This window comes from Variovorax sp. dw_308, assembly GCF_019207085.1.
Taxonomy (GTDB): Bacteria; Pseudomonadota; Gammaproteobacteria; order Burkholderiales; family Burkholderiaceae_C; genus Variovorax.
In genome coordinates this window covers 152984-175932 of sequence record NZ_JAATOM010000007.1, presented here as the reverse complement: position 1 = coordinate 175932, position 22949 = coordinate 152984, and the positions used below count along the sequence as shown (strand labels likewise).

Genomic DNA, 22949 nt, shown 5'->3' with positions numbered 1-22949 from the left:
CCGGCAAGGCCGCTGGGCGCAAGAGAGGGCGCTGGGGCGCTTGGGGCCCCCCGCGCTCAGATCGAGGAAGGCGCCAACTGCGCGCGCACATTGCGACCGGTGATGGTCAGTCGCAGCCCGCCGCCGTGCCATTCGAGCCAGTTCAGCGCCACGTAGGCCTCGATGTCGTCTGCATCGATCAGGTCCGCGTGGCGCTGCTTGAGCCGGTCCACCGTTTCCGGGAGGGCCTGCCTCAGTCGTTCACGTTGTGCTGCCCGCTTGTTCGCTTCTTCGAGCGACTTGGACGCACGAGAAATTGCTGCCATTGCTTGTCCGTTCTGGAACCTGTAATGAGAACCCCAATGTACGCCGTACGAGTTGCCGGCGTATTCCTTTTTTCTGACTGTCGAAACTTCCAGTACGCAAACCGTGCAGTTGGTGGCCGGTAACAGGCCCCTGGTTACGCAGCTGCCTTCTCGGCCGCTGTCCGCTTTGCGTTTTCCTCGTCGTAGAGCTCTTTCTTGGAGAGCTTGCCGACGGCGGTCTTCGGGAGTTCGGCGCGCACGTCGATCTCGCCCACCATTTCATGCTTGCCCAGGCGGTCCTTCAGGAAGGTCTTGAGCGACTCCAGCGTCAACGGCTCGGCGCCGGCCTTGAGCTTGATGAAGGCCTTGGGCGTCTGGCCGCGGTAGGCGTCGGGAATGCCGATCACGGACACCTCCTCGACCGACGGGTGCTCGTAGATGGCCTCCTCGATGGTGCGCGGATAGACGTTGAAGCCGCCGCACAGGAGCATGTCCTTGGTGCGGTCGACGATGAAGACGAAGCCGTCCTCGTCCATGATGGCCACGTCGCCGCTGCGGAAGAAGCCGTCGCTGGTCATGCTGCTGCGGGTGGCCGCGTCGTTGTGCCAGTAGCCCTTCATCACGTTCGGCCCGGAGATGCACAACTCACCGCGTTGGCCGGTCGGCACCTGCTGGTCGGGGTTGTCCAGGCTGCGCATCGACAGCAGGATGCCCGGCAGCGGCATGCCGCAGGAGCCGGCCTTGCGACGTCCGCGCGCCGGCGTGAAGCTGCCGGTGGGCGAGGTCTCGGTCATGCCCCAGCCTTCGTTGAGGTTGCAGCCGGTCATGGCGAAGAACTTCTGCGCCACTTCCACCGGCAGCGGTGCGCCGCCCGAGCCGCACGACTTCAGCGAAGTCATGTTGATCTCCTTCGCCTTGGGATGGTTGGCGATGGCGGTGTACATGGTCGGCACGCCGGCGAACATGGTGATCTTCTTGGCCTCGAATTCCTTCATCACGGTCTCGAGGTCGAAGCGCGTGTGCAGCACGATCTCGGCGCCGAGCTTGATGCCCATCAGCATGTTCACGGTCAGCGAGTAGATGTGGAACAGCGGCAGCACCGCGAGCACGCGCTCCTCGCCGAAGTTGACGATGGGGTCGTCGCCCGAGAGGCTCTCGACATACTGGCTGCAGGCGGCCGTGAGGTTGCCGTGCGTGAGCATCGCGCCCTTGGGCAGGCCGGTGGTGCCGCCCGTGTATTGCAGCACCGCGACGGTCTCGGCCGGGTCGCCGAAGGGATGCGTGGTGTACTCGCCGTCGTTGTCGAGCAACTGGGCGAAGCTCATGTGGAAGTCGTCGATGGCGACCGGGGCCAGCAGCTTGCCGGCTTCCATCTGAGCGCGGATCGAGCCCGGCGCGGCCGAGTACTCGGGCAGCGAACCGACGACAAGCTTCTTCAAGCGCGAATGCCCCAGCAGGCGCGACATCTGCGGATAGAGCGCGGCGAGGTCGAGCGTGACGAGGATGTCGGTCTCGCTGTCCTCGACCTTGTGCTCCAGCACGCGCTCGGCATCGAGCGGCGAATAGTTGACCACCGTGCCGCCGGCCTTCATCACGCCGAAGAAGGCAATCGGGTAGTGCGGCGAATTGGGCAGGTAGAGGCCGACGTGCACACCCGGCTTGACGCCCAGCTTCTGGAAACCGCTGGCCGCGTGGTCGACCATCGCGCCGAATTCGCGGTACGTGATGCGCCGGCCCATGAAGTCGAGGAAGGGCTGGTCCGGCCAGCGGGCAGCGGCATCGTCGAGCAACTGCTGCACCGGCGAGATCGTGAGCGGTGCATCCCAGCGAACGCCAGCGGGATAGGAAGAGGTCCAGGGGTGGGCGTTGTTGGCCATCGTTGTCTCCTTGGGATGTTTTTCTGGCGGGGGAAGGGGGGCCTGGCAGCGGACCGCCGCCAGGCGCCGAGTCTCGAAGTCAGCGCGTGGATGCGTTCCGCGCCGTATGGTTGGCAATACCTTCGATCACCGGTGGCCAGAGCGACACCGGCAGGGCATGGCCCATGGTGGGCAGGCGCAGGAGCTTTGCATCGGGAATGGCCGCGGCCACGTCGATGCCGGCTTCCACCGGCACCAGCGGGTCGGCGTCGCCATGGATGACCAAGGTCGGCACACGGGTGTTGCGCAGTGCCGGCTTGCGGTTGCCCGAGGCGAAGATGGCCGCCAGTTGGCGCGCCGTGCCGGCCGGGTTGAGCCCGCGTGCGAAAACGGCGCGGGCGCGAGCCTCGTCGCGAGATTCGTCCTCCGGGAAGGGATGCGGCCCGCGCAGCACGCGCCACACCTTGGCGTAGTGAGGGATGTAGCCCTCCAGCGTGGGTGGCGCCGGGGTGAACAGCACGGCCAGCGCCTCGGGGGTTGGCGGCGGCAGGGACGGGTCCCCGGTCGACGACATGATGCTCGTGAAGGACAGCATGCGGCCCGGATGATGGATCGCCATTTCCTGGCCGATCGCCCCGCCCATGGACGCACCGACGATGTGGGCGCGCGCGATGCCGAGCGTGTCCATCAGTCCCGCCACGTCATTGGCCATGTCGTGCAGCGTGTAGGGCGTGGTGAACGACTGGCGCGCGAGCGCCTTCATCATCAGGGCCTGCACGTCCGGCACGCCGAGTTGGGCCATCGAGGTCGACAGTCCGACGTCGCGGTTGTCGAAGCGGATCACACGAACGCCGGCCGCAGCGGCCAGGTGCGCGCAAAACACTTCGTCCCAGGCGATCATTGACGCGCCCAGCCCCATGACCAGCACCAGGGGCGTCGCGCCCGGGTCGCCGAAGCTGTCCCAAGCGAGCTCGACGCCGTTGGCTTTCGCGAAGCTCGGCTGACTCACTTGCCGCCGGTCTTGAGCAGATCGCTGACTTGCTTCACGTTGTCGTTGATGCGATCGCGCACCACGTTGAACGCGTCAGCTTGCGACTTAGCGGCCAGCTCTGCCAGCTCCTTCATGTCGGCCAGCGCCTGCTTGAAGGCGGCGCGGCCCATCTCGTCGAGCTTGGCCAGGTTTTCCTTCGGGTCCTTGCCCGGCATGCCCTTCACGGCGCTTTGCCATTCGCCAATGTTGGTCTTGAGCATCTCGGCCTGGCGCTGCACCACGGCCTGCAGGCCCTTGTACGACTTCTCGTTGGCCTCGACCAGCGCCTTGAGGTCCTTGCGGCGGTTGTCCAGCACGGCACTGGCCGCCCCTTGCAGATTCACGTTCTTGAACGCCTCGGGCACGCCCGGCAGCTTCAGGCTCTTCAGCTTCTCGACCGCGCCCTTGAAGGGCTTGGTCATTGCCTCCTGCATGTCCTGCACCGGGTTTGCGGCGGGCGCCGCTGCAGGCTTGGCTGCAGCTTTCTTGGCGGCGGTCTTCTTTGCAGTTGCCATGGCGTGAATCTCCTCTGGGGGGTTGATGAATTGGGCTGACACGATACGCTGAGAGCGCACGTTCGTGGAGCCTCATCCCCACTTTTTTGCATCGGGCTTTCCCGCTGTCCCGCGCGGGACTGAGTGGCGCGAAGGGTCCTGTCCCAAACAACGACGCCCGCGAGCGCAGGGCTGGCGGGCGTGTGTGGCTGTCGGAAGACCGGTTTGCGCGTCAGGCGGTTTCAACGCGCAGGCACCATCGCGTCGGGCAATTCGATCTTGACCTCGAGGACCTCGAGATCGTCCTGCCGCTCCAGATGCACCTTGATGTCCTCGGGCTTGATCGAGACGTACTTGGAGATCACCGCCACCAGTTCGCGCTGCAGGTCGGCCAGGTAGTCGGGCCGGCTGCCGCGGCCGCTGCGCTCGTGGGCCAGGATGATCTGCAGCCGTTCCTTGGCAACGGTGGCCGTCTTCTTCTTTTCGCCGAGCAGGAACGAGAGAAAGGACATGGCTTATCTCCCGAAGATGCGCTTGAAGAAGCCGGGCTTCTGCGCATCGATGAAGCGCAGCGGCCGGTCTTCGCCGAGGAAGCGGGCCACCACGTCGGTGTAGGCCTCGGAGACGTCGGTGCCCTTGTCGTGGATGGCGGGGATGCCCTGGTTGGACGCGTTGAGCACGGTCTCGGATTCGGGGATCACGCCGATCAGCTTGATGCGCAGGATGTCCTGGATATCTTCCAGCGACAGCATCTGGCCGCCGGCCACGCGGTTCGGGTTGTAGCGCGTGATGAGGAGGTGCTCCTTGATCGGCTCCTTGCCCTCGATTGCGCGCTTGGTCTTGCTGCTGAGGATGCCCAGGATGCGGTCGGAGTCGCGCACCGAGGAGACTTCCGGGTTGGTCACGACCAGCGCCTCGTCGGCGAAGTGCATGGCCATCAGCGCCCCGGTCTCGATGCCGGCAGGCGAGTCGCAGATGATGTAGTCGAACGCCATGTCGGAGAGGTCCTTCAACACCTTCTCGACGCCCTCCTGCGAGAGCGCGTCCTTGTCGCGCGTCTGCGAGGCGGCCAGCACGAACAGGTTGTCGCACTGCTTGTCCTTGATCAGCGCCTGGTTCAGGTTGGCCTCGCCCTGGATCACGTTGATCAGGTCGTACACGACGCGACGCTCGCAACCCATGATCAGGTCGAGGTTGCGCAGGCCGACGTCGAAGTCGATCACCGCCGTCTTCTTGCCCGCGAGCGCGAGCCCGGATGCAAAGCTCGCGCTCGTGGTCGTCTTGCCGACGCCGCCCTTGCCCGAGGTCACCACCACAATCTTGGCCATCTACGTTCCTTCTGAATTCAAATACTGTCGAATGAGTTTGCGGCCGCCGGGCCGCCTCGGGCGTTCATATCGGGTCGATCACGAGCTTCTTGTCGTCGAGGCTGATCTGCGCCGCCTTGCCGGCCACCGCGGCCGGGAACGGCACCTCGGCGGTGCGGTAGATCCCGGCGATGGCCACGAGCTGGGCTTCCAGGCAGGTCGTGTAGATCCGCGCGGCGGTGTTGCCGCGAGCCCCTGCAATTGCCTTGCCACGCAACGGGGCATAAACGTGCACGTTGCCGTCGGCGATGACCTCGGCGCCGTCGCTGACCACGGCGGTCACGATGACGTCGCCGCCGCGTGCATACACCTGCTGGCCGGAACGCAACGGCTTGTCGATCACCAGGGTGCCATTGGCCGGCACCGGCACCTCGCGCACGATCTGCGGCGCGGGGCTGGGCGCCTCGGCGGGCGCAGGCGCGCGGGCCGGCGGTGCCACCGGCATGGCCGCGATCGACAGGCCGGCGGCGCGCGCGGCCTTGTTCTGCGCGTCGCTCCCGCCGCGCACCGCGATGGGCTGCGTCTGGTGGCGCGCCAGCAAGGTGCGCAATGCGGCGAAATCGAGCGTCGCCGCGACGTCCTCGCCCGGCAATTGCGAGAGGTCGATGACCACCGGCTCCTGCTCGAAGAAATCGGGAGAGTCCGCAAGCTGTGCGTCGATGGCCTCGGTGAGCACGGCCAGGTCGGCCGTCTTGAGGATCACCGCAATCAGCGGAAGCGTCGCGCTCTTGAATTCGAAAACCGCTCGGGTACGCGCGGCGGATGCATCTGCCATGGAAAACGTCTTTGCGGAAAGCGTTGGAGTCTAACGGGCGCAGCGGGATGCCCCGGCGTGGAGGACCGCCTGCGCCAACATTCTTTGCATGAGGTTGCACTTGCGGCGGCTCCTGCGCCCGCCAGATGCGTGCGGAAAAACCCTAGTCGCGGCCGCGACGCGGAAGTGCTCCACTTTTGTGGCCGTGCTCTCAGAATGCCCTTCATGGTCAATATCCAACAGGGAGTGCCTTTGAACCTCAACCTCAACGATGTCCTGCCTTTCAGCAGCATCTTCGGCAAGACCCCCGACGAGAGGAGGCCTTCCAGGCTGCTGATGTTGCTCGAGGGACGGGCTCTTCTCGAGTTGTCGGCCTTGCCGCTGGCGATGCCCTGGCTCATGTCGCGCGTGCCGAAGGGCGACGGGCACACGGTACTGGTTCTGCCGGGCCTGATGGCCGACGACAACTCCACCATTCCGCTGCGCCGCTTTCTCAACTCGCGTGGCTACCAGACCTCCGGCTGGGGCCAGGGCCCCAACGTGGGGCCGCGCAAGGGCGTGCTGACCCGGTTGCGCAAGACGCTCGCCGACCTGCATGCGCAGTCCGGCCGCAAGGTCAGCGTCATCGGATGGAGCCTCGGCGGGGTGTATGCCCGTGAAATGGCCCGCGAGTCGCCCGACAGGGTGCGCCAGGCCATGGCGCTCGGCAGCCCGCTCTATGGCGACCCGGACAGCAGCAGCAATGCGTCGCAGCTCTACAAGTTCGTCAGCGGACGCAACGACGTCGACCCCGGCGAGCGCGGCGACGGTCCGCCGCCGGGGGTGCCGATGACGGCGATCTTCACCCGCTCCGACGGCATCGTCGCCTGGGGCTGCAGCATCGAGAAGAAGGGGCCCCTCAGCGACAATATCGAGATCGTCTGTGCTTCGCACTCCGGTCTCGGAGTGCATCCACTGGCGCTCTATGCCATCGGCGACCGGCTGGCGCAGCCGGAAGACGGATGGAAACACTTCAAGCCGACCGGCCCCGAACGCGCCTTGTATCCTGCCGTCAGCCCGTCCCGCTGAGCGCTGCGGGCGCCGGCGAGAAGAACTTTCACAGCTACGTACGAACAGCGAGACAACACATGAAACACCTGAGCGGACTCGACTCGACCTTCCTGCACCTTGAAACCCCCGAGATGCCGATGCACGTCGGCTCGCTGAACGTGCTCGACCTGCCCGAGGGCTACAAGGGCAACTTCTTCGAGGACGCCAAGGCCAACATGCTGGCACGCATCCACCTGGCGGATGTGTTCACCCGCAAGCTGGCGCTGATGCCTTTCGATCTGTCGAACCCGGTCTGGGTGGAGGAAGACGACCTCGACATCGACCATCACTTCCGCCACATCACGCTGCCCAGCCCCGGCACCAACCGGCAGTTGCAGCAGGTCGTGGCGCGGCTGCATTCGGCGTTGCTCGACCGCAGCCGCCCGCTGTGGGAGTTCTACATCATCGACGGCCTCAAGAGCGGCCAGGTCGGCCTCTACACCAAGGTGCACCATGCGGGCATCGACGGGCAGGCCGGCGTCGAGGTCGGCAAGGCGATCTTCGACACCGCGCCCACCGGCCGCGTGATCAAGCCGCCGCGCATCAAGCCGCGCGGCAACAAGTACCAGCTCGGCATGGCCGAACTCGCCAGCGCGGCCATGAAGAACACGGTGCAGCAATACGTCAAGCTGTACAAGATGGCGCCTGCGCTGGTCAAGGCCATCGCGGGCCTGGCCAAGCCGGTGGAGTCCGCCGAGGGCAAGGACGCCAAGGCGGCGCCGAAGAAGTTCAACCTGTTCGCGCCGCGCACGGTGCTGAACGTCTCCATCACCAACCAGCGCACCTTTGCCGGCCGCACCATCTCGCTGGCCGAGACCAAGGCGATCGGCAAGCACTTCGGCGTGTCGCTCAACGACGTGGTGATGGCCACCGTGGCCGGCGCCATGCGCCACTTCTTCAAGGACACCAACGAGCTGCCCGAGCAGTCGTTGGTGGCCGGCGTGCCGGTGAGCACGCGCGAAGCCGGCGACGACACCCAGAACAACCAGGCCAGCATGATCCTGGTGAGCCTGGCGACCGACATCAAGGACCCGATCGAGCGCATGCGCGCCATCAACACCTCGTCGACCTCGGCGAAGGGTGTGATGAACCGCTTCAAGTCGGTGATGATCGACGACTTCCCGATGTTCGCCGCGCCCTGGCTGATGTCGGGCATGGCCACGATGTACGGCCGCTCGGGCCTGGTCAACGTGGTGCCGCCGATGGCCAACGTGGCCATCTCGAACGTGGCCGGCGCGCCCTTCCCGATGTACTTCGCCGGCGCCTACGTCACCTGCTACTACCCGGTGTCGATCGCCAGCCACGGCATGGCGCTGAACATCACGGTGCAGAGCTACAACGGCCGCATGGACTACGGCCTGATCGCATGCCGCCGCGTGCTGCCCGACCTGACCGACCTGGGCGACTACATGCTGGCCGAGCACCGCATGCTGCTGGAGCTGACGAATACGCTGCCGGGCGATGCGAAGTCCGCGGGCTCCGCCGCCAAGGCTGCCGCCGCAAAGACGGCCCTGCCGCACGCTGCGCCCGAAGTGGCGAAGGCAAAGGCGGAAGTCGTCGAGGCGCCGGCGAGCGGCCGGGCGAAGGCGCCCGCTGCGCAAAAGTCCGCCGTAAGGAAGCCCGCTGCAAGGAAGCCCGCTGCAAAGGCGCCCGTTGCGAAGGCGCCCGCAGCCAGGAAGGCCCCCGCGAAGAAGGTCGCCGCGGCGGAACTCCCCGCACCCGCAAGGAAGACGCGCGCGCGCAAGACCGCGGCCAAGCCCGCTGAAGCCGCCGCCGCCGAATAAGGCATCCGCCATGAAGAACGGCGCCCCTCGAGGGCGCCGTTTTCATTGGAGCGAGCGCGTGGCTCAGGGCCCGGCCGCGTGACCGATGTCTTCGGCCAGTGCATGCGCCTCGCGCGACTCGGCGATCACGCCCAGATCGCGCAACTTGGCAATGGCCGCATCGTCGAAGCCCGCTTCGCGCAATAGCGCGTCGTTGTCCTGACCCATGCAGGGCGCGGCGCGGTGCGGCAAGGTCACGCCCGGCACGCGGATGGGGTTGGCGATCATGCGTGCGGCGCGGCCGTCTTCGTAGTCGTAGTCGAGCACGCCGTCGCGTTCCTGCACGAAGGGGTTCTCCAGCGCCTGCGCCACGTCGAACACCGGCGACACCGGAACCTTGCCGGACAGCCGGTCGATCCAGTGGGCCGTCGGCGCCTGCATCAGCGCGTCGTCGAGCAGGCGCGTCACGCGGTCACGGTTGGCCAGTCGCACGGCGAAGGTGGCGAGTTGCGGGTCGGTCGCCCATTCGGGATGCCCGAGTTCGCGCGCCAGGATCGGCCAGAACTTCTCCTTGTTGCACATGATGAAGATCCAGCCGTCCTGCGTGCGGTAGAGCTGGCTCGGCACCAGGCTCGGATGCCCGCTGCGCGCCGTGCGACCGGTGACCACGCCGGCATTGAGGAACCAGGTGCCGGGGTAGTTGAGGTTGTGCAGGGCCACGTCGAACAGCGAGGTGTCCATGTCCAGCCCCACGCCGGTCCGCCGCGCGCGCGTCACGCCCGCCAGCAGCGCGAAGGCCGCGACCAGGCCGGTCATGAGATCGACGATCGACAGGCCGTAGCGCGTGGGCGGACCTTCGGGCTCGCCGGTGAGCGTGAGGTGGCCCGCCTCGGCCTGCATGAGGTAGTCGTAGCCGGGCCAGGCGCGGCGCGAACCCTCGCGGCCGTAGGCGGACAGGTGGGTGCAGACGATCGCCGGATTCACGTCCCTGAGCGCGGCGTAGGTCAGGCCGAGCTTCACCGGCAGGTCGCCGCGCAGGTTGTCGAGCACCGCGTCCGCGCCGGCTGCGAGCTTGCGGAACGCGGCCATGCCCTCGGGATGCTTGAGGTCGAGCGTGATGCTGCGCTTGTTGCGGTTGAAGGTCTGGAAGAAGTGGCTGTCTTCCTCGCCAAAGAAGTGCGGGCCGACATGGCGGCCGACGTCGCCGCCGTCCTTGTGGTTCTCGATCTTGATGATCTCGGCACCGAGGTCGGCCATGTAGGAGGTGCCGAAAGGGCCGGCGCCGTACTGCTCGACGGCCAGGACGCGCAGGCCGGCGAGGGGAAGGGAGGAGGTGGGCTTGGACATGATGGGGTGTTCAGTGCATGACTGCCGCGGACGTGGTGGCAGGGGCCGGCATGGATGGGTCCGTCGCCAGCAGGGATTCGAGCGTGCGCACCGAGGGAAGCTTGTCGAGCGCGAGCACTTGCTCGCACACCGCTTCCGCATGGCTGCGCGGGAACCAGAGCGTGGCGTTGTCCATGAACTTCTCGCGCACCTCGTCGTTGGTCAGTGGCCGTTCGGCATGGCCACGGTTGATGGGCTCGCGCTGGACCTGCGTGCTGCCATCCTCCATCTCGACGCGCACCTCGCCGGTGTAATGACGCGGGAAGGTCGACGCCGGGTCCTCGACGTAGTGGATGCGTTGCATGAGCGCCCGCACGGTGGCGTCGCCGAAGGCCGCGGGTTCGAGTTCCTTCAGGCCCAGCCGGCCGCGCAGCAGGCCGCTCGCAACCGCATAGGGCAGGCTGAACTTGGCCTCGTAGTCGCTGGTGGGGCGCTGCTTGGCGGCCAGCGGCTCGCACACGGACTGCACCACGCCGGCGGGCACCGCCACTTCGACACTGCGGATCCTGGCGACGTCGATGCCGTTGCGGTGCAGCGTGATGGCCGCGTCGGCGCTGGCATGGACGAAGTGGCACATCGGGAAGGGCTTGACCGCGATGTTGTCGAGTTCCCAGGTGCTGGCCCGGCCATCGGCGCCGATGCCGGCGGTGCCCAGGGCCATGTCGACCTGGGCTTGGCGTGTGGCGTCGAGGTAGCTGCGGAACAGCCCGTAGCGGCCCGTATACGGTGCGTCCGGCGCGGGGATGCCTTGCTGCGCAAAGGTGGCGGCGGTCAGGCCCGCATTGGCGGCCCAGCCGGGGTGGATGCGCTTGGTCCAGCTGCCGTCCTCGATGAACTGCAGGCTGCCGCTGGCCAGCGACAGCGCAACGCCCTGCGCCGCCACCAGCGCGTCGGCATCCAGGCCGAGCAGCCGGCCGACGGCCAGCGCGCTGGCGAACGCGCCGACCACGCCCGTCGGATGAAAGCCCTGTCCGTGGAAGCCGCTCCTGGCGACGCTGGCAATGCGCGCGCCCGTCTCCAGTCCGGCGATGTAGGCGGCCAGCATGTCGGCGCCGCTGGCGTCGTTCGCGGCGGCCAGACTGAACAGCGAGGGCAGCACACTCACGCTGAGGTGCAGCACGCCGGCCATGTGGGTGTCGTCGTAGTCGAGGCCGTGCGTCAGCACGCCGTTGAGCAGCACGGCGTCACGCAGCGGCAGGCGGCGCGCGAAGCCGATCGCGCCGGCGGTGCATGCCGCCGGCACATTGGCGCCGGGCAGTGCATGCACGGCCTTCTCGAAGCGCAGGGCGAAATCCTCCTGGCGTGCCGCCAGCGCGCAGCCGATGGCGTCGAGCATGAGGTGGCGCGCGCGCAGGCTCACCTCGGCGGGCACTTCGCCGAGGCGCAGGCGGTGCGTGAAGCCGGCCAGCGTCGTGGCGATGCGGTCGGGGCGGGGGTCGGTCGTAGCGGTCATGTCGATCCAGGTGGGTTGTTCAACGGGTGGCGAGCGCAGTGAGGCCCGTTCGGGGGCACCGCGAGGCGGCTTGGCCGGGCCGCCGGGTGCGCGCCCTTCGAGGGGCAGCGCCGCAGCGCCTCGGAGGAAGCATCTACTCGGCCTTGGCGCCGGAGTCCTTGACGGCCTTGGTCCATTTGGCGATCTCCGACTTGACGAAGATGCCCAGCTCTTCCGGCGTCTTCACCAGCGGCTCGACGCCTTGCGCGACAAAGCTGTCGTGCACGTCCTTGCTCTTGAGGGCCTTGTTGATCTCGGCGTTGAGCTTCGCGACGATGGCCGGCGGCGTGTGCGCCGGCGCCATGATCGCGATCCATGGCACGCCGCTGAAGCCGGGGTAGCCCAGCTCGGCGATGGTCGGCAGTTCGGGCGCGGCGGCGATGCGCTCAGGGCTGCTGACCGCCAGCGCCCGCAGCTTGCCCTGCTTGACGAAGGGCAGCGTCGCAACGGAGGTCTCGAACATCATCTGCACGCGCCCGCCAATCAAGTCCGTGAGGGCCGGTGGGCCGCCCTTGTAGGGCACGTGGTTGATCTCGATGCCGGTGGTGCTGCGGAACATCTCGGTGACCAGGTGGTTGGTCACGCCCACGCCGCCGGAGGCGTAGTTGATCTTGCCGGGTTCCGACTTGGCCAGCGCGACGAGTCCCTTCACGTCCTTGACCGGCACGTCCATGTTGATCACCAGCACCTCCGGCACGATGGCGATGCCGCCGACCGGCACGAAGTCCTTGACCGGGTCGTAGGGCAGCTTGGCATAGAGGCCGGGGTTCACCGCCAGCGGGCCCGACGACGTGAGCAGCAGGGTATAGCCGTCGGGCGGCGCGGCCATCGCCGCCTGCGTCGCGATGATGCCGGCAGCGCCCGGCTTGTTGTCGACGAAGAAGGCCTGCCCCAGCGCCATCTGAAGCTTGTTGATGACGATCCTGCCCAGGGTGTCGGTGGCCTGGCCTGGCGGAAAACCGGTCAGCACCTTGACGGCCCTGTTGGGGTAGTCGCTCTGCGCCAACGCGGTGAGCGGGGCCAGCACGACGCCGACGAGCAGCGAAGCGAGGAGGAGTGAGCGGCGAAGCTTGGGCATGGATGATGTCTCCGGTATTTGTACGGACAAATATAGGAGTCTTTGGCCGCAGTGTCAACTGCCCGGCGCGCGCGGCCGGGACGCTCAGCGCCGCAGATTCATCCGGTAGGTGAAGCGATCGCTCGGATGCACGTTGTCGGCGTACTCGAGCAGGCGGTCCTGCTTGCCGTAGTAGCGCCGCACGATGCGCAGGGCCGGCGCGCCCGGCGGGGCGCCGAGATTGGCGGCATCGTCGGCGTCGAGCACGGCGCCACTGAGTTCCTGTTCGACGCGGTCGATCGCGAGGCCGTACTCGCGTTCGATCAGGGCGTACACGGCCGTCTTTCGCTCGCGCAGGAGGGCGCCGATGCCCTCGAGCTGCGGATTCAGGAAGAGCCGCGTGATGCAGAACGGCCGCGACTGCGCGGGCGGCGCGTCGGTGCTTCCGGGGTCGCTGGCGTAGCGGATGCCAAGCGCATAAGTCCACTCTTCCCCTGGAGAAACGCCGAACTCCTGCGCCTGTGCCTTGCCGAGCGTGACCTTGCCGATGTAGACGAAACGCATGTCGGTGTCGCGCGCGTACTGCAGCAGGTCGGGCAGCGCGCTGGCTTCCTGCGCGTAGCGGGCCGTGTCCGGCTTGGCGATCACGACCGTGCCGATGCGGGGGCGCCGCGTGACCAGGCCGGCGGACACCAGCACGCGGATCGACTCCCGCGCGGTGAATCGGCTGATGCCGAATTGCTCGCACAGTTCGGCTTCCGTCGGCAGATGAGCGCCGAGCGGGTAGGTGTCGTCGGCGATGCCGCGAATGAACTCGCGCGCAATCTGCATGTAGCGCGGGGCGTCTTCGTCGACGGCGGGTGGGGGAGTGGTGGTGGGGGCGGTGCTCACGTGCCAATCATCCCATTGCCGACTGTTTTGTTGACAGCATGGCAAAACTTGGGTTATTGTACGGACAAATAAACGCCGACGAGACAAGCCTTTTGCCCACCTCCACCGCCTCTCCCGCCGCCCCGCCCCGTTCCATGCTCTTCGTTTCCGGCGAGAAGCCCGAGCGATTCGTGAAAGCCATGGCGGCCGGCGCCGACCTCGTCTGCATCGACCTGGAAGACGCAGTCGCTCCCGCCAGGAAGGAGGCGGCCCGCGCCGATGCGCTGCACTGGCTCGCACAGCGCTCCGCCGGCCCGGCACAGCCCGCCGTGGCGCTGCGCCTGAATGCGGTGCGCACGCTGGAAGGGCTGCGCGACGTGCTCGCGCTGGCGCAAGCTGCCACGATGCCCGACTGGATCCTGCTGCCCAAGGTGGAAGCCGCGGCAGACGTCCAGTGCATCCACGCATGGCTGGGCGCCAGGTGCCCGAGCCTCGTCGCGCTGCTGGAAACGCCCGGCAGCATCGACGGTGCCGCGGCCATCGCCGAGGCCGGGGGGCCGCTGGCCGCACTCATGCTCGGCGGCGCCGACCTGTCGGCCGAACTGGGCGCGCAGTTCGGCTGGGACGCGCTGCTTTATGCACGCGCCCGCATCCTCCATGCGGCCCGCGCCGCGGATCTGCAGGCTTGGGACGTGCCCCACATCGACCTCCAGAAGCCCGAAAGCCTGGCCGACGAAACCCGGCGTGTGCTGGCGCTCGGCTTCGACTGCAAGACGGCGATACACCCCCAGCAGATACCGGTCATCCACGACGCGTTCATGCCGCCGGCGGAGCGCATCGAATGGGCCCTTGCGCTGCGCGACGCGCTCCCCGCGGAGGGTGCCTCGGGCGCCTTCATGTTCCGCGGCGGCATGGTCGATGCGCCGGTGGTCCGCAACGCCCTGCGCATCCTGGCCCGGGCCGGCCAGCGCTGAACCGCCTTCCCTCTTCACCCCCGAAATCAACAGCCAACAGGAGACACCATGGTCCAGGTCATCAAGAAAATCGGCGAGCAGCGCTACCGCGAAAGCTTCGGTCGCCACTACGAGGAATTCCACGTCGGCGACGTCTACGAGCATCGGCCCGGGCGCACCGTCACGGAGACGGAGAACACCTGGTTCACGCTGCTCACGATGAACACGCATCCGATGCATTTCGACGGCGAATACGCCAAGGCCAGCGAGTTCGGCCGCTGCATCGTGTGCAGCCCGTTCACCGTGGCGCTGATGGTCGGCATGAGCGTGACCGACGTGAGCCAGAAGGCCATCGCCAACCTTGGCTGGGGCGACATCAAGATGACCTTCCCGGTGTTTGCCGGCGACACGCTCTATGCCGCCTCCGAAGTGCTGGACAAGCGCGAGTCCGCCTCGCGCCCCGGCGCCGGCATCGTCACCGTGCGCACCATCGGCACCAACCAGGACGGCAAGGTGGTCTGCACCTTCACCCGCACCATGCTCATCGCGAAGCAGGGCCACAGCGTCGAAGACAAGGTCGGCTACTGAGCCGGCCAGGAGACAAACGAATGGATGCCGTCACCACACGCCCCGCGCCCGCCATGCACGACTCTTCCAGCCAGCAGGAATTTGTCGACGCCGTCGAAGCCTGGGCAGAGAAGGAACTGCGCCCGGTCGCACGCAAGTACGACCTGGCCGATGAGTACCCACACGACATCGTCGAGCAGATGAAGGAACTGGGCCTGTTCGGCGCCACCATCGGCGAGGCATACGGCGGGCTGGGCCTGTCGTCGTGGACCTATGCGCAGATCGTGATCAAGCTGTCGTCGATCTGGATGGCGCCGTCGGGCATCGTCAATTCGCACCTCATCATGGCGTCCGCGATCGAGCGCGCCGGCACCGAGGAACAGAAGGCGAAATACCTGCCGCTGATGGCGAGCGGCGAGTTCCGCGGCAGCATCGGGCTGACCGAGCCCAACGCCGGCTCCGACCTGCAGGCCATCCGCACCGTCGCCAGGCTGGAAGGCGACAACTACGTCGTCAACGGCAACAAGACCTGGATCACCAACAGCATGCACGGCCATGGCACGCTGCTGCTCGTGAAGACCGACTCGGCCGCGCAACCGCGCCACAAGGGCATGAGCCTGCTGATCGCCGAGAAGGGGCCGGGCTTCAACGTGGTCGGCAAGCTCAAGAAGATGGGCTACCGCGCCATCGACACGTGCGAACTGAACTTCGAGGACTACCGCGTGCCGAAGGCCAACCTGCTCGGTGGGGTCGAAGGCAAGGGCTTCTACCAGACAGCCGGCGGACTGGAATTGGGCCGCATCAACGTCGCCTCGCGCGGCGCCGGCATCGCCGAGGGCGCCCTGAAGCATTCATTGCGCTATGCCCAGGAGCGCAGCGCCTTCGGCAAGCCGATCTGCGAGCACCAGGCGATCCAGATGAAGCTGGCCGACATGGTCACGCAGGTGGAAGCGGCCAAGCGCCTGATCGAGCAGGCGGCGCGCAAGTTCGACGCTGGCGAGCGCTGCGACCTGGAGGCCGCGATGGCCAAGCTGGCCGGCTCGGAGGCGGGCGCCTTCTGCGCGCAGGAGGCGATGCGCATCTTCGGCGGCTACAGCTATTCGGTGGAATACGAGATCGAGCGCTTCTACCGCGATGCGATGCTGATGTGCATCGGCGAAGGCACCAACGAGATCCTGCGCACGGTGATTGCAAAGCAGCTGATCGACCGCTACAGGGTTTGACGGGGGCCCGGGATACGGGTTCGGATACCGGACGCAGAGGTCGCGAAGGTTACGCAAAGGTCGCAAAAGAAGACAAGGAAAGTTCTTCCGGTATTTCTTTTGCGACTTCTGCGAAACCTCTGCGACTTCTGCGTTCGGCTGTCCGTATTCAAAGACCTACGCGTTGCGCGACCGCCCCAGCAGCGCGTACAGGATGATCGCCCCGAAGGTCGCCGTGCCGATGCCGCCCAGCGCGAACTGGCCGAACTTCAGCGTGAAGTCGCCCGTGCCGATGATCAGCGTGATCGCCGCCACGATGAGGTTCCTGTTCTGCGAGAAGTCGACCTTGTTGTCGACCCAGATCTTGGCGCCGGCGATCGCGATCAGGCCGAACACCACGATGCTCACGCCGCCCATCACCGGCAGCGGAATCGCCTGGATCACCGCGCCGAACTTGGGGCTGAAGCCCAGCACCAGCGCGATCAGCGCGGCCACCACGAACACCGCCGTCGAGTAGATGCGGGTGGCCGCCATCACGCCGATGTTCTCGGCATAGGTGGTGACGCCGGTGCCGCCGACGCTGCCGCTCACCACGGTCGCGATGCCGTCGGCCATGAAGGCGCGGCCCATGTAGCGGTCGAGGTTGCGGCCGGTCATGGCGGTCACGGCCTTCAGGTGGCCCAGGTTCTCGGCCACCAGGATGATGGCCACGGGCGCGATCAGCAGCATCGCAGGGCCGGTGAAAACGGGCGCGGTCAGCGCCGGCGCGCCGAACCAGGCCGCGTTGGCGATGCCGCTGAAGTCCATCGGCTTGCCCAGGCCCATGCCGTTGGTCAGCACCGCGTAGACGATGCTCGCGAGGATCAGCCCGATCAGGATCAGCAGCCGCTGCACCATGCCGCGGGTGAACACCGCGACCAGCCCGACGCACAGGAAGGTCACGGCCTGCATCCACGACTCGAAGTTGCTCGACGCCATGTTCTTGATCGGCACGCTGGCCAGGTTGAGCCCGATCACCGCCACCACCGCGCCGGTGACGACCGGCGGCATGAAGCGCTCGATCCAGCCCGCGCCGACCACCTGCACCAGCAGGCCGATCAGCACGTAGACCACGCCGCACGCGACGATGCCGCCAAGCGCCACCGCGATGTTGTTGTTGGGTCCGCTGCCGGAATAGCCGCTCGCGGCGATGACCACGCCGATGAAGGCGAAGCTGGAGCCGAGGTAGCTGGGCACGCGCCCGCCTGTGACGAGGAAGAAGATCAGCGTGCCGACGCCGCTCATCAGGATCGCGAGGTTGGGGTTGAAGCCCATGAGGATCGGCGCCAGCACCGTGGCGCCGAACATCGCGATGACGTGCTGCACGCCCATCGCTGCGGTCTGCGGCCAGGGCAGGCGTTCGTCGGGCGCCACCACGGTGCCCTGCACGGCTTGCACCTCGCGCCAGTGCGGCAGGAAGGAATCTTGAGACTGGCTCATTCGGTATCTCCTTGAATTATTCGTGAAACATCGCGGCGGCCCTGCCGCGGCGGAGGCGTCGAATTCACACCGCCAGCGGGGCCGAAGCGCGGCCCCGGGACTTACCTCGGCAGCAGCATCGCCATTGTCAGGCGCGACACGCAGGTCAAGTCGCCTTCCTCGTTGACCAGGTCGATCTGCCACACCTGCGTGCTCTTGCCGCGGTGCACCGGTCGCGCGGTGGCGGTGACCCAGCCGCTCTTGGGCGAGCGAAGGTGGTTGGCATTGATGTCCAGGCCGACCGCGCGATGGCCCTCGGGCGACGAGAAGTGCGCGCCCGTCGAGCCCAGCGTCTCTGCCAGCACCACCGACACGCCGCCGTGCAGCAGGCCGTAGGGCTGGATGGTGCGTTCGTCGACCGGCACGCGTGCGCGCAGGTAGTCGTCGCCGATCTCGATGAATTCGATGCCGAGGTGCCCGACGGCGGTGCCCTTGTTGCCGGCGTTCAGCGCCTCGAGCGAGATGGGTTTTTGCCAGATGGCCATGGATGCTTTCGGTATGTAGGAGAAGAGGAGCAAAACTATAGCGAGCGTGCGGCCAGCACTAAGCTTGAAGGATGAGCGCCTCTCGACGTTGGATCATCGGCATCGCCGCCGCATGTGTCGGCGTGCTGGTGATCGCCCTCGGCGGCCTTGCCTGGTGGCTGCCGAGCGATGCGCAGGTCGCGGCGCGGGTGGCGACCGAGTTCGAGCAGCGCACCGGCGTCGCCTTGCGGGTAGGCGCCGCGCACTGGACGCTGCGGCCCGGCCTTTCTCTGGAGCTGGATGAACTCGCCACCGTGCAGAAGGAGCCGATCACCGTGCGCCGCCTGGTGCTCCACGCGAGCCTGCGCGACCTGCTGGCGCGGCGGATTCGCGTCGACGACGTGGAGATCGAAGGGGCGGTGTTCCCGCGCGCGTCGGCGCGGGAGTTCCGCGGTCGTGGCGATGGATCGCCGGCGGCGCTGGGCGCCTTCACGATGGACCCGGTGCCGGTGGGACAGGTCCGCTTCGATGACGTCACTTGGATCGACCGGCGCGGCATCGCGCTGGCCTACGACGGCCGCATCGAGTTCGACCCCGGCTGGATGCCGCGCCGTGCCGAGGTGTCACGCCGCGGCGTGACGCCTCCGGCCCGCCTGGAGCTCACGCGAGAGGGCGAGGGCATCGACCGCTGGCGCACCGACATCGAGGTGGCCGGCGGCACCTGGAGCGGCACCGCGGCCGTGCAGGCATTGCCCGAGGGGAACCTGCGCCTGCATGCCGACCTGGTGCCGCGCGATGTCGACATCGTCGGCCTGACGTCGGCATTCGGGCGCAAGACAGCCGTGGAGGGCCGCATCAACGGCCGCACCGAAGTCATGGCCGAAGGCGCCAATCCGATCGAGTGGTGGCAGGTGCTGCACACACGCACCCGGTTCACCGTGCGGCCCGCGCTGCTGCGCGGCTTCGACCTGGCCCGGGCGGTGAGCACGGCCGGCATCAGCCGCGGCGGCCAGACCCCGCTCGACGAACTCGCCGGCACGCTCGACACGCAGGGCACCGAGAACGGCATCGTGCTGCGCTACACCAACCTGAAGGCGCGTTCCGGCCTGCTCACCGCGAGCGGCAGCGCCACCATGCTCAACCGCAAGGTCGACGGCGAGTTGGCGGTCGACATCGTCGATGGCGTGGTCGGCGTGCCGCTCAAGGTCGGCGGCACGCTGGATGCGCCGGAGCTGTCGCTGACCGGCGGCGCGCTGGCGGGCGCGGCCATCGGCAGCGCGGTGTTGCCGGGGGTAGGCACTGCAATCGGCGCGCGGATCGGGCAGCGCATGGAACAGCTGTTCGGCGACCCATCGCCAAAGGGCGCGGCGAAGAAGAAAAAGCGCGCCGCGCCCTGATCGCTTCGCCGCAACAACCGTCGTCGCGTCGAAGCGGCGGCAATCGCCGCGACAAGCACCGCCGAGGAGATTCATTGACAATCCGTTGACAACATGGATGCAAACCTGACTGAATCGCTTCTCATCGACTCCCCCGACGCGATCCGCCGCGACGTCGCCCTCATCGGCCGCATCAGCTCGGTCCCGACGCTGCTCAAGATCATCTGCGCCAACACCGGGATGGGCTTCGCCGCCGTGGCGCGGGTGACGGACGGAACCTGGACGGCGTGCGCGGTGCAGGACGACATCCACTTCGGCCTGCAGCCGGGCGGCCAGCTCGACGTGCGCACCACCCTGTGCATCGAGGCGCGCGCGGCACGCAAGCCGGTGGTGTTCGACCATGCGAGCCTGGACCCGGTGTACCGCGACCACCACACGCCGCGCCTGTACAACATCGAGAGCTACATCTCCGTGCCGATCGTGCGGCCGGGCGGCGAGTATTTCGGCAACCTCTGCGCCATCGACCCGCGCCCCTTGCGTGTGTCCGACCAGAAGACGGTGGCCATGTTCGAAAGCTTTGCCGAGCTGATCGGGCGCCAGTTCGAGCAGGAAGAGTCGCAGATGGCGACCGAGACCGCGCTGCTCGACGCGCGCACCACCGCCGAGCTGCGCGAACAGTTCATCGCGGTGCTGGGGCACGACTTGCGCAACCCGCTGGCGTCGGTCAGCGCACTGGGCGAACTGCTGGTGCGCCGGGCGTCGGAGCCCGAGGCCGCCAAGGTCGGCGAGCGCATCCGCGGCACCACGCGCCGGATGGCGCTGCTGATCGACGACGTGCTGGACTTCGCGCGCGGCCGCATGGGGTCGGGGCTGGTGGTGGTGCCGGCAGAGGTCGCGGACCTGGGTGCGTCCTTGTCGGAAGTGGTGTCCGAACTGCAACTCGCGCACCCCGACCGGTGGATCGACGAGCGCATCGACGTCGCGGCCGACGTCTGGTGCGACCGCGGCCGCATCCAGCAATTGCTGTCGAACCTGCTGGGCAATGCGCTGACGCATGGCGCGCGCGACCAACCGGTGGTGGTGGAGGCCCGATCGGCCCAGGGCCAGTTGCAGGTGTCGGTGTTGAACGGCGGCGAGCCGATCGCGCCCGCGAACCTCGCGCGGATCTTCGAGCCCTACTGGCGCCCTGCGGACAGCGGCGCCAGGGGCGGGCTGGGGCTGGGCCTGCACATCTGCTCGATGATCGTGAAGGCGCACGGCGGCAGCTTGGAAGTGAGTTCGTCGGCGGAGGCCGGCACGCGCTTCACGGCGCGCATGCCGATGCAGCCCTCCGGCGACGGATTCGGCGACCTGTGCGGCCAACCGCAGGTCAAGCCCCATTGAGTGCACCGCCGCGCGGCATTAGGCTCGCGGCCATGACAGCACCCCACATTCCCCAGATCCGGCTTTACCAGGACTGGCTGCGCGACACCCGCGGCCTCTCGTTCGATTCGTACGATGCGCTGTGGCGCTGGTCTACCACCGCCCTCGACGCCTTCTGGCAAAGCATCTGGGACTACCAGGGCATGCGCTCGCCGACGCCGCACAGCGCGGTGCTGGCCGAGAACCGGATGCCCGGCGCCGTATGGTTCCCCGGCGCGCAGGTCAACTACGCGCGCGAGGTGCTGCGGCACGTCGACGCGGCGCATGCGGCGGGGCTGCCGGCCATCATCAGCGACAACGAGCGGGGCGAAGTGCGCGAACTGTCGTGGCGCGAACTCAGGCGGCAGGTGGCATCCGTTGCGCTCGCACTGAAATCGCTCGGCGTGCAGCGCGGCGACCGCGTGGCCGCCTACCTGCCGAACGTGCCGGAGACACTCATCGCCTTCCTCGCGTGCTCCAGCATCGGCGCGGTGTGGAGCGTGTGCGCGCCCGACATGGGCACGGCCGCGGTGGTCGACCGCTTCCGGCAGATCGAACCGAAGCTGCTGATCGCCGTGGACGGCGTGTACTACGGCGCCAAGGCGCTGGACCGCGCCGCGACGGTGCAGGAACTGCGCGACGCGCTGCCGAGCGTGAAGAAGCTGTTGCTGATCCGGACCCCCTTTGCCGCACACCCGGTCCCCGCGGATTCGGACTGGACGGAGGCGATCGCGCGCGACGATGCGGAAGTCGCGGCATTCGAACCCGAGTGGCTGCCGTTCGACCATCCTGTCTGGATCGTCTATTCGAGCGGCACCACCGGCCTGCCCAAGCCCATCGTGCACGGGCAGGGCGGCATCCTGCTCACCATGTATGCCTGCGGGCTGCACTACGACATCGGCGCGGGCTACAAGGCCAACAGCGCGGGCGAGCGCTTCCACTGGTACAGCTCGACCGGCTGGGTCATGTGGAACGCGCAACTCTCCGGGCTCGCGTTCGGCGCGACCATCTGCATCTACGACGGCAATCCGGGCGGCAGCAAGGACAAGCCCGACTGGGGCGTGCTCTGGCGCTTCGTCGCACGCCACCGGGTGACGTACTTCGGCGCGGGCGCGGCATATTTCACCGCCTGCATGAAGGCCGGCGTCGACGTGGCCGCCTGCGGCGACCTGTCGCGGGTGCGGGCCCTGGGCAGCACCGGCTCGCCGCTGGCCGAGGAGGTCGAGCGCTGGGGCACGGAGCAGCTGGCGCGGGCCGGCAGCAAGGTCTGGTGGAACAACATCTCCGGCGGCACCGACTTCTGCGGCGCCTTCGTCGGTGGCAACCGCGAGTTGCCCGAGGTGCCGGGCCAGATGCAATGCCGCTGGCTCGGATGCGCGGTCGAGGCATGGAACGAGAACGGCGAACCGGTCATCGGCGAAGTCGGGGAGCTGGTCTGCACGCAGCCGCTGCCGTCGATGCCGCTGCGCTTCTGGGGCGACCCCGGCAACGCACGCTACCTGTCGAGCTACTTCGACACCTACCCCGGCGTCTGGCGCCACGGCGACTGGCTCAAGATCGGCGAGGACGGCGGCTGCGTCATCTACGGCCGCAGCGACGCCACCATCAACCGCCAGGGCCTGCGCATGGGCACCAGCGAGATCTACAGTGCAGTCGAGGCGCTGCCGGAGGTGCTCGACTCGATGGTGGTGGACCTCGAATACCTGGGCCGCGAAAGCTACATGCCGCTGTTCGTCGTGCTGCGCCCCGGCATCGCGCTCGACGACGCGATGCGCGGCAAGCTCAACCACGCGATCAAGACCTCGCTGTCGCCACGCTTCCTGCCGAACGACATCTTCCAGGTGGCGGAGATCCCGCGCACGCTGTCGGGCAAGAAGCAGGAGCTGCCGATCAAGAAGCTGCTGCTGGGCCAGCCGGCGGAGAAGGTCATCAACAAGGAAGCGATGGCGAACCCCGGGTGCATCGCGTGGTACGCGGCGCTGGCGGAGCGTAGGCTGGCGGCGCAGGCGGTCTGAGGGGCCGTTGA

General features: G+C 67.6%; 21 protein-coding genes. 8 read left to right on the top strand and 13 right to left on the bottom strand.

Annotated features, from left to right (window positions below; all coding sequences use genetic code 11):
* Positions 1 to 56: 56 nt before the first annotated feature.
* The 7 genes from HCU76_RS16660 to minC form a co-directional block, all read right to left on the bottom strand.
* Complete coding sequence (locus HCU76_RS16660; RefSeq protein WP_213959006.1) at positions 57 to 305, bottom strand: hypothetical protein; 249 nt, start codon at positions 303 to 305, stop codon at positions 57 to 59.
* A gap of 134 nt (positions 306 to 439) precedes the next feature.
* A complete protein-coding gene (locus HCU76_RS16655) occupies positions 440 to 2161 on the bottom strand; it encodes a long-chain fatty acid--CoA ligase (RefSeq protein WP_218510043.1) in 1722 nt (573 codons plus the stop codon).
* Positions 2162 to 2240: 79 nt separating this feature from the next.
* Positions 2241 to 3149 (bottom strand): alpha/beta fold hydrolase, encoded by a 909-nt coding sequence (locus tag HCU76_RS16650; protein ID WP_371319842.1) that lies wholly within the window; start codon positions 3147 to 3149, stop codon positions 2241 to 2243.
* Positions 3146 to 3685, bottom strand: a complete 540-nt coding sequence (gene phaP / locus HCU76_RS16645; protein ID WP_213959004.1) for a TIGR01841 family phasin — start codon at positions 3683 to 3685, stop codon at positions 3146 to 3148. Before phaP ends, HCU76_RS16650 begins: the two co-directional genes overlap by 4 nt.
* A 221-nt stretch (positions 3686 to 3906) precedes the next feature.
* Positions 3907 to 4176, bottom strand: a complete 270-nt coding sequence (gene minE / locus HCU76_RS16640) for a cell division topological specificity factor MinE (protein WP_213959003.1) — start codon at positions 4174 to 4176, stop codon at positions 3907 to 3909.
* A 3-nt stretch (positions 4177 to 4179) separates the two neighbouring features.
* The gene (minD, locus tag HCU76_RS16635) at positions 4180 to 4992 is read right to left on the bottom strand and encodes a septum site-determining protein MinD (protein ID WP_218510042.1); all 813 of its coding nucleotides are present in this window, start codon (positions 4990 to 4992) and stop codon (positions 4180 to 4182) included.
* 64 nt (positions 4993 to 5056) lie between these two features.
* On the bottom strand, positions 5057 to 5806 hold the full coding sequence (gene minC / locus HCU76_RS16630; RefSeq protein ID WP_218510041.1) for a septum site-determining protein MinC: 750 nt from the start codon (positions 5804 to 5806) through the stop codon (positions 5057 to 5059).
* Positions 5807 to 6010: 204 nt separating this feature from the next.
* On the opposite strand from minC, the gene HCU76_RS16625 reads away from it, so the two are divergent.
* Together HCU76_RS16625 and HCU76_RS16620 are read left to right on the top strand one after the other, a co-directional pair.
* The gene (locus tag HCU76_RS16625) at positions 6011 to 6853 is read left to right on the top strand and encodes a triacylglycerol lipase (protein ID WP_256354234.1); all 843 of its coding nucleotides are present in this window, start codon (positions 6011 to 6013) and stop codon (positions 6851 to 6853) included.
* Positions 6854 to 6912: 59 nt separating this feature from the next.
* The gene (locus HCU76_RS16620) at positions 6913 to 8658 is read left to right on the top strand and encodes a wax ester/triacylglycerol synthase family O-acyltransferase (protein WP_213954644.1); all 1746 of its coding nucleotides are present in this window, start codon (positions 6913 to 6915) and stop codon (positions 8656 to 8658) included.
* Positions 8659 to 8721: 63 nt separating this feature from the next.
* Here the strand turns inward: HCU76_RS16620 and HCU76_RS16615 are convergent, their stop codons facing one another.
* From HCU76_RS16615 to HCU76_RS16600, 4 genes are all read right to left on the bottom strand, one after another.
* Positions 8722 to 9984, bottom strand: a complete 1263-nt coding sequence (locus HCU76_RS16615) for a CaiB/BaiF CoA-transferase family protein (protein ID WP_218510040.1) — start codon at positions 9982 to 9984, stop codon at positions 8722 to 8724.
* Between the two features lie 10 nt (positions 9985 to 9994).
* Positions 9995 to 11476, bottom strand: coding sequence for an MmgE/PrpD family protein (locus HCU76_RS16610; protein WP_218510039.1), 1482 nt, complete (start codon positions 11474 to 11476; stop codon positions 9995 to 9997).
* A 133-nt stretch (positions 11477 to 11609) separates the two neighbouring features.
* Entirely contained in the window at positions 11610 to 12593 is a 984-nt protein-coding gene (locus tag HCU76_RS16605; protein WP_218510038.1) for a tripartite tricarboxylate transporter substrate binding protein, read from the bottom strand.
* Between the two features lie 84 nt (positions 12594 to 12677).
* Entirely contained in the window at positions 12678 to 13463 is a 786-nt protein-coding gene (locus HCU76_RS16600; RefSeq protein WP_218510037.1) for a GntR family transcriptional regulator, read from the bottom strand.
* Positions 13464 to 13597: 134 nt separating this feature from the next.
* Here HCU76_RS16600 and HCU76_RS16595 point away from each other — a divergent pair, with 134 nt between their 5' ends.
* From HCU76_RS16595 to HCU76_RS16585, 3 genes are read left to right on the top strand one after another with little or no spacing between them, the layout of a single operon-like run.
* Positions 13598 to 14416 carry a CoA ester lyase gene (locus tag HCU76_RS16595; RefSeq protein ID WP_256354233.1) on the top strand — a complete coding sequence of 273 codons (819 nt, stop codon included), beginning with the start codon at positions 13598 to 13600 and terminating at the stop codon, positions 14414 to 14416.
* Positions 14417 to 14464: 48 nt separating this feature from the next.
* Complete coding sequence (locus HCU76_RS16590) at positions 14465 to 14983, top strand: MaoC family dehydratase (protein ID WP_213954638.1); 519 nt, start codon at positions 14465 to 14467, stop codon at positions 14981 to 14983.
* A gap of 20 nt (positions 14984 to 15003) precedes the next feature.
* Complete coding sequence (locus tag HCU76_RS16585) at positions 15004 to 16185, top strand: acyl-CoA dehydrogenase family protein (RefSeq protein WP_371319841.1); 1182 nt, start codon at positions 15004 to 15006, stop codon at positions 16183 to 16185.
* A 156-nt stretch (positions 16186 to 16341) separates the two neighbouring features.
* Here HCU76_RS16585 and HCU76_RS16580 read toward each other — a convergent pair whose 3' ends face one another.
* Positions 16342 to 17643 (bottom strand): solute carrier family 23 protein, encoded by a 1302-nt coding sequence (locus tag HCU76_RS16580; RefSeq protein ID WP_218510035.1) that lies wholly within the window; start codon positions 17641 to 17643, stop codon positions 16342 to 16344.
* 101 nt (positions 17644 to 17744) lie between these two features.
* A complete protein-coding gene (locus HCU76_RS16575; protein ID WP_213954636.1) occupies positions 17745 to 18167 on the bottom strand; it encodes a hotdog fold thioesterase in 423 nt (140 codons plus the stop codon).
* 71 nt (positions 18168 to 18238) lie between these two features.
* Between HCU76_RS16575 and HCU76_RS16570 the strand changes: the two genes are divergently transcribed.
* The 3 genes from HCU76_RS16570 to HCU76_RS16560 all read left to right on the top strand — a co-directional run bounded on the left by HCU76_RS16570 (position 18239) and on the right by HCU76_RS16560 (position 22938).
* Positions 18239 to 19543, top strand: a complete 1305-nt coding sequence (locus HCU76_RS16570) for an AsmA-like C-terminal region-containing protein (protein ID WP_218510034.1) — start codon at positions 18239 to 18241, stop codon at positions 19541 to 19543.
* A gap of 93 nt (positions 19544 to 19636) precedes the next feature.
* Positions 19637 to 20905, top strand: a complete 1269-nt coding sequence (locus tag HCU76_RS16565; RefSeq protein WP_213954634.1) for a GAF domain-containing sensor histidine kinase — start codon at positions 19637 to 19639, stop codon at positions 20903 to 20905.
* A gap of 32 nt (positions 20906 to 20937) precedes the next feature.
* Positions 20938 to 22938, top strand: a complete 2001-nt coding sequence (locus HCU76_RS16560) for an acetoacetate--CoA ligase (protein ID WP_213954633.1) — start codon at positions 20938 to 20940, stop codon at positions 22936 to 22938.
* Positions 22939 to 22949 lie beyond the last annotated feature (11 nt).

What these genes read in the sequence shown, in the direction of transcription:
- HCU76_RS16575 (WP_213954636.1), bottom strand. Translation starts at nt 18,167, where the DNA reads ATGGCCATCTGGCAAAAACCCATCTCGCTCGAGGCGCTGAACGCCGGC.
- HCU76_RS16590 (WP_213954638.1), top strand. Translation starts at nt 14,465, where the DNA reads ATGGTCCAGGTCATCAAGAAAATCGGCGAGCAGCGCTACCGCGAAAGC.
- HCU76_RS16580 (WP_218510035.1), bottom strand. Translation starts at nt 17,643, where the DNA reads ATGAGCCAGTCTCAAGATTCCTTCCTGCCGCACTGGCGCGAGGTGCAA.
- HCU76_RS16660 (WP_213959006.1), bottom strand. Translation starts at nt 305, where the DNA reads ATGGCAGCAATTTCTCGTGCGTCCAAGTCGCTCGAAGAAGCGAACAAG.
- HCU76_RS16585 (WP_371319841.1), top strand. Translation starts at nt 15,004, where the DNA reads ATGGATGCCGTCACCACACGCCCCGCGCCCGCCATGCACGACTCTTCC.
- HCU76_RS16615 (WP_218510040.1), bottom strand. Translation starts at nt 9,984, where the DNA reads ATGTCCAAGCCCACCTCCTCCCTTCCCCTCGCCGGCCTGCGCGTCCTG.
- HCU76_RS16605 (WP_218510038.1), bottom strand. Translation starts at nt 12,593, where the DNA reads ATGCCCAAGCTTCGCCGCTCACTCCTCCTCGCTTCGCTGCTCGTCGGC.
- HCU76_RS16560 (WP_213954633.1), top strand. Translation starts at nt 20,938, where the DNA reads ATGACAGCACCCCACATTCCCCAGATCCGGCTTTACCAGGACTGGCTG.
- HCU76_RS16570 (WP_218510034.1), top strand. Translation starts at nt 18,239, where the DNA reads ATGAGCGCCTCTCGACGTTGGATCATCGGCATCGCCGCCGCATGTGTC.
- minD (WP_218510042.1), bottom strand. Translation starts at nt 4,992, where the DNA reads ATGGCCAAGATTGTGGTGGTGACCTCGGGCAAGGGCGGCGTCGGCAAG.
- HCU76_RS16620 (WP_213954644.1), top strand. Translation starts at nt 6,913, where the DNA reads ATGAAACACCTGAGCGGACTCGACTCGACCTTCCTGCACCTTGAAACC.
- HCU76_RS16565 (WP_213954634.1), top strand. Translation starts at nt 19,637, where the DNA reads ATGGATGCAAACCTGACTGAATCGCTTCTCATCGACTCCCCCGACGCG.
- HCU76_RS16595 (WP_256354233.1), top strand. Translation starts at nt 13,598, where the DNA reads ATGCTCTTCGTTTCCGGCGAGAAGCCCGAGCGATTCGTGAAAGCCATG.
- HCU76_RS16625 (WP_256354234.1), top strand. Translation starts at nt 6,011, where the DNA reads ATGGTCAATATCCAACAGGGAGTGCCTTTGAACCTCAACCTCAACGAT.
- minC (WP_218510041.1), bottom strand. Translation starts at nt 5,806, where the DNA reads ATGGCAGATGCATCCGCCGCGCGTACCCGAGCGGTTTTCGAATTCAAG.
- HCU76_RS16610 (WP_218510039.1), bottom strand. Translation starts at nt 11,476, where the DNA reads ATGACCGCTACGACCGACCCCCGCCCCGACCGCATCGCCACGACGCTG.
- phaP (WP_213959004.1), bottom strand. Translation starts at nt 3,685, where the DNA reads ATGGCAACTGCAAAGAAGACCGCCGCCAAGAAAGCTGCAGCCAAGCCT.
- HCU76_RS16655 (WP_218510043.1), bottom strand. Translation starts at nt 2,161, where the DNA reads ATGGCCAACAACGCCCACCCCTGGACCTCTTCCTATCCCGCTGGCGTT.
- minE (WP_213959003.1), bottom strand. Translation starts at nt 4,176, where the DNA reads ATGTCCTTTCTCTCGTTCCTGCTCGGCGAAAAGAAGAAGACGGCCACC.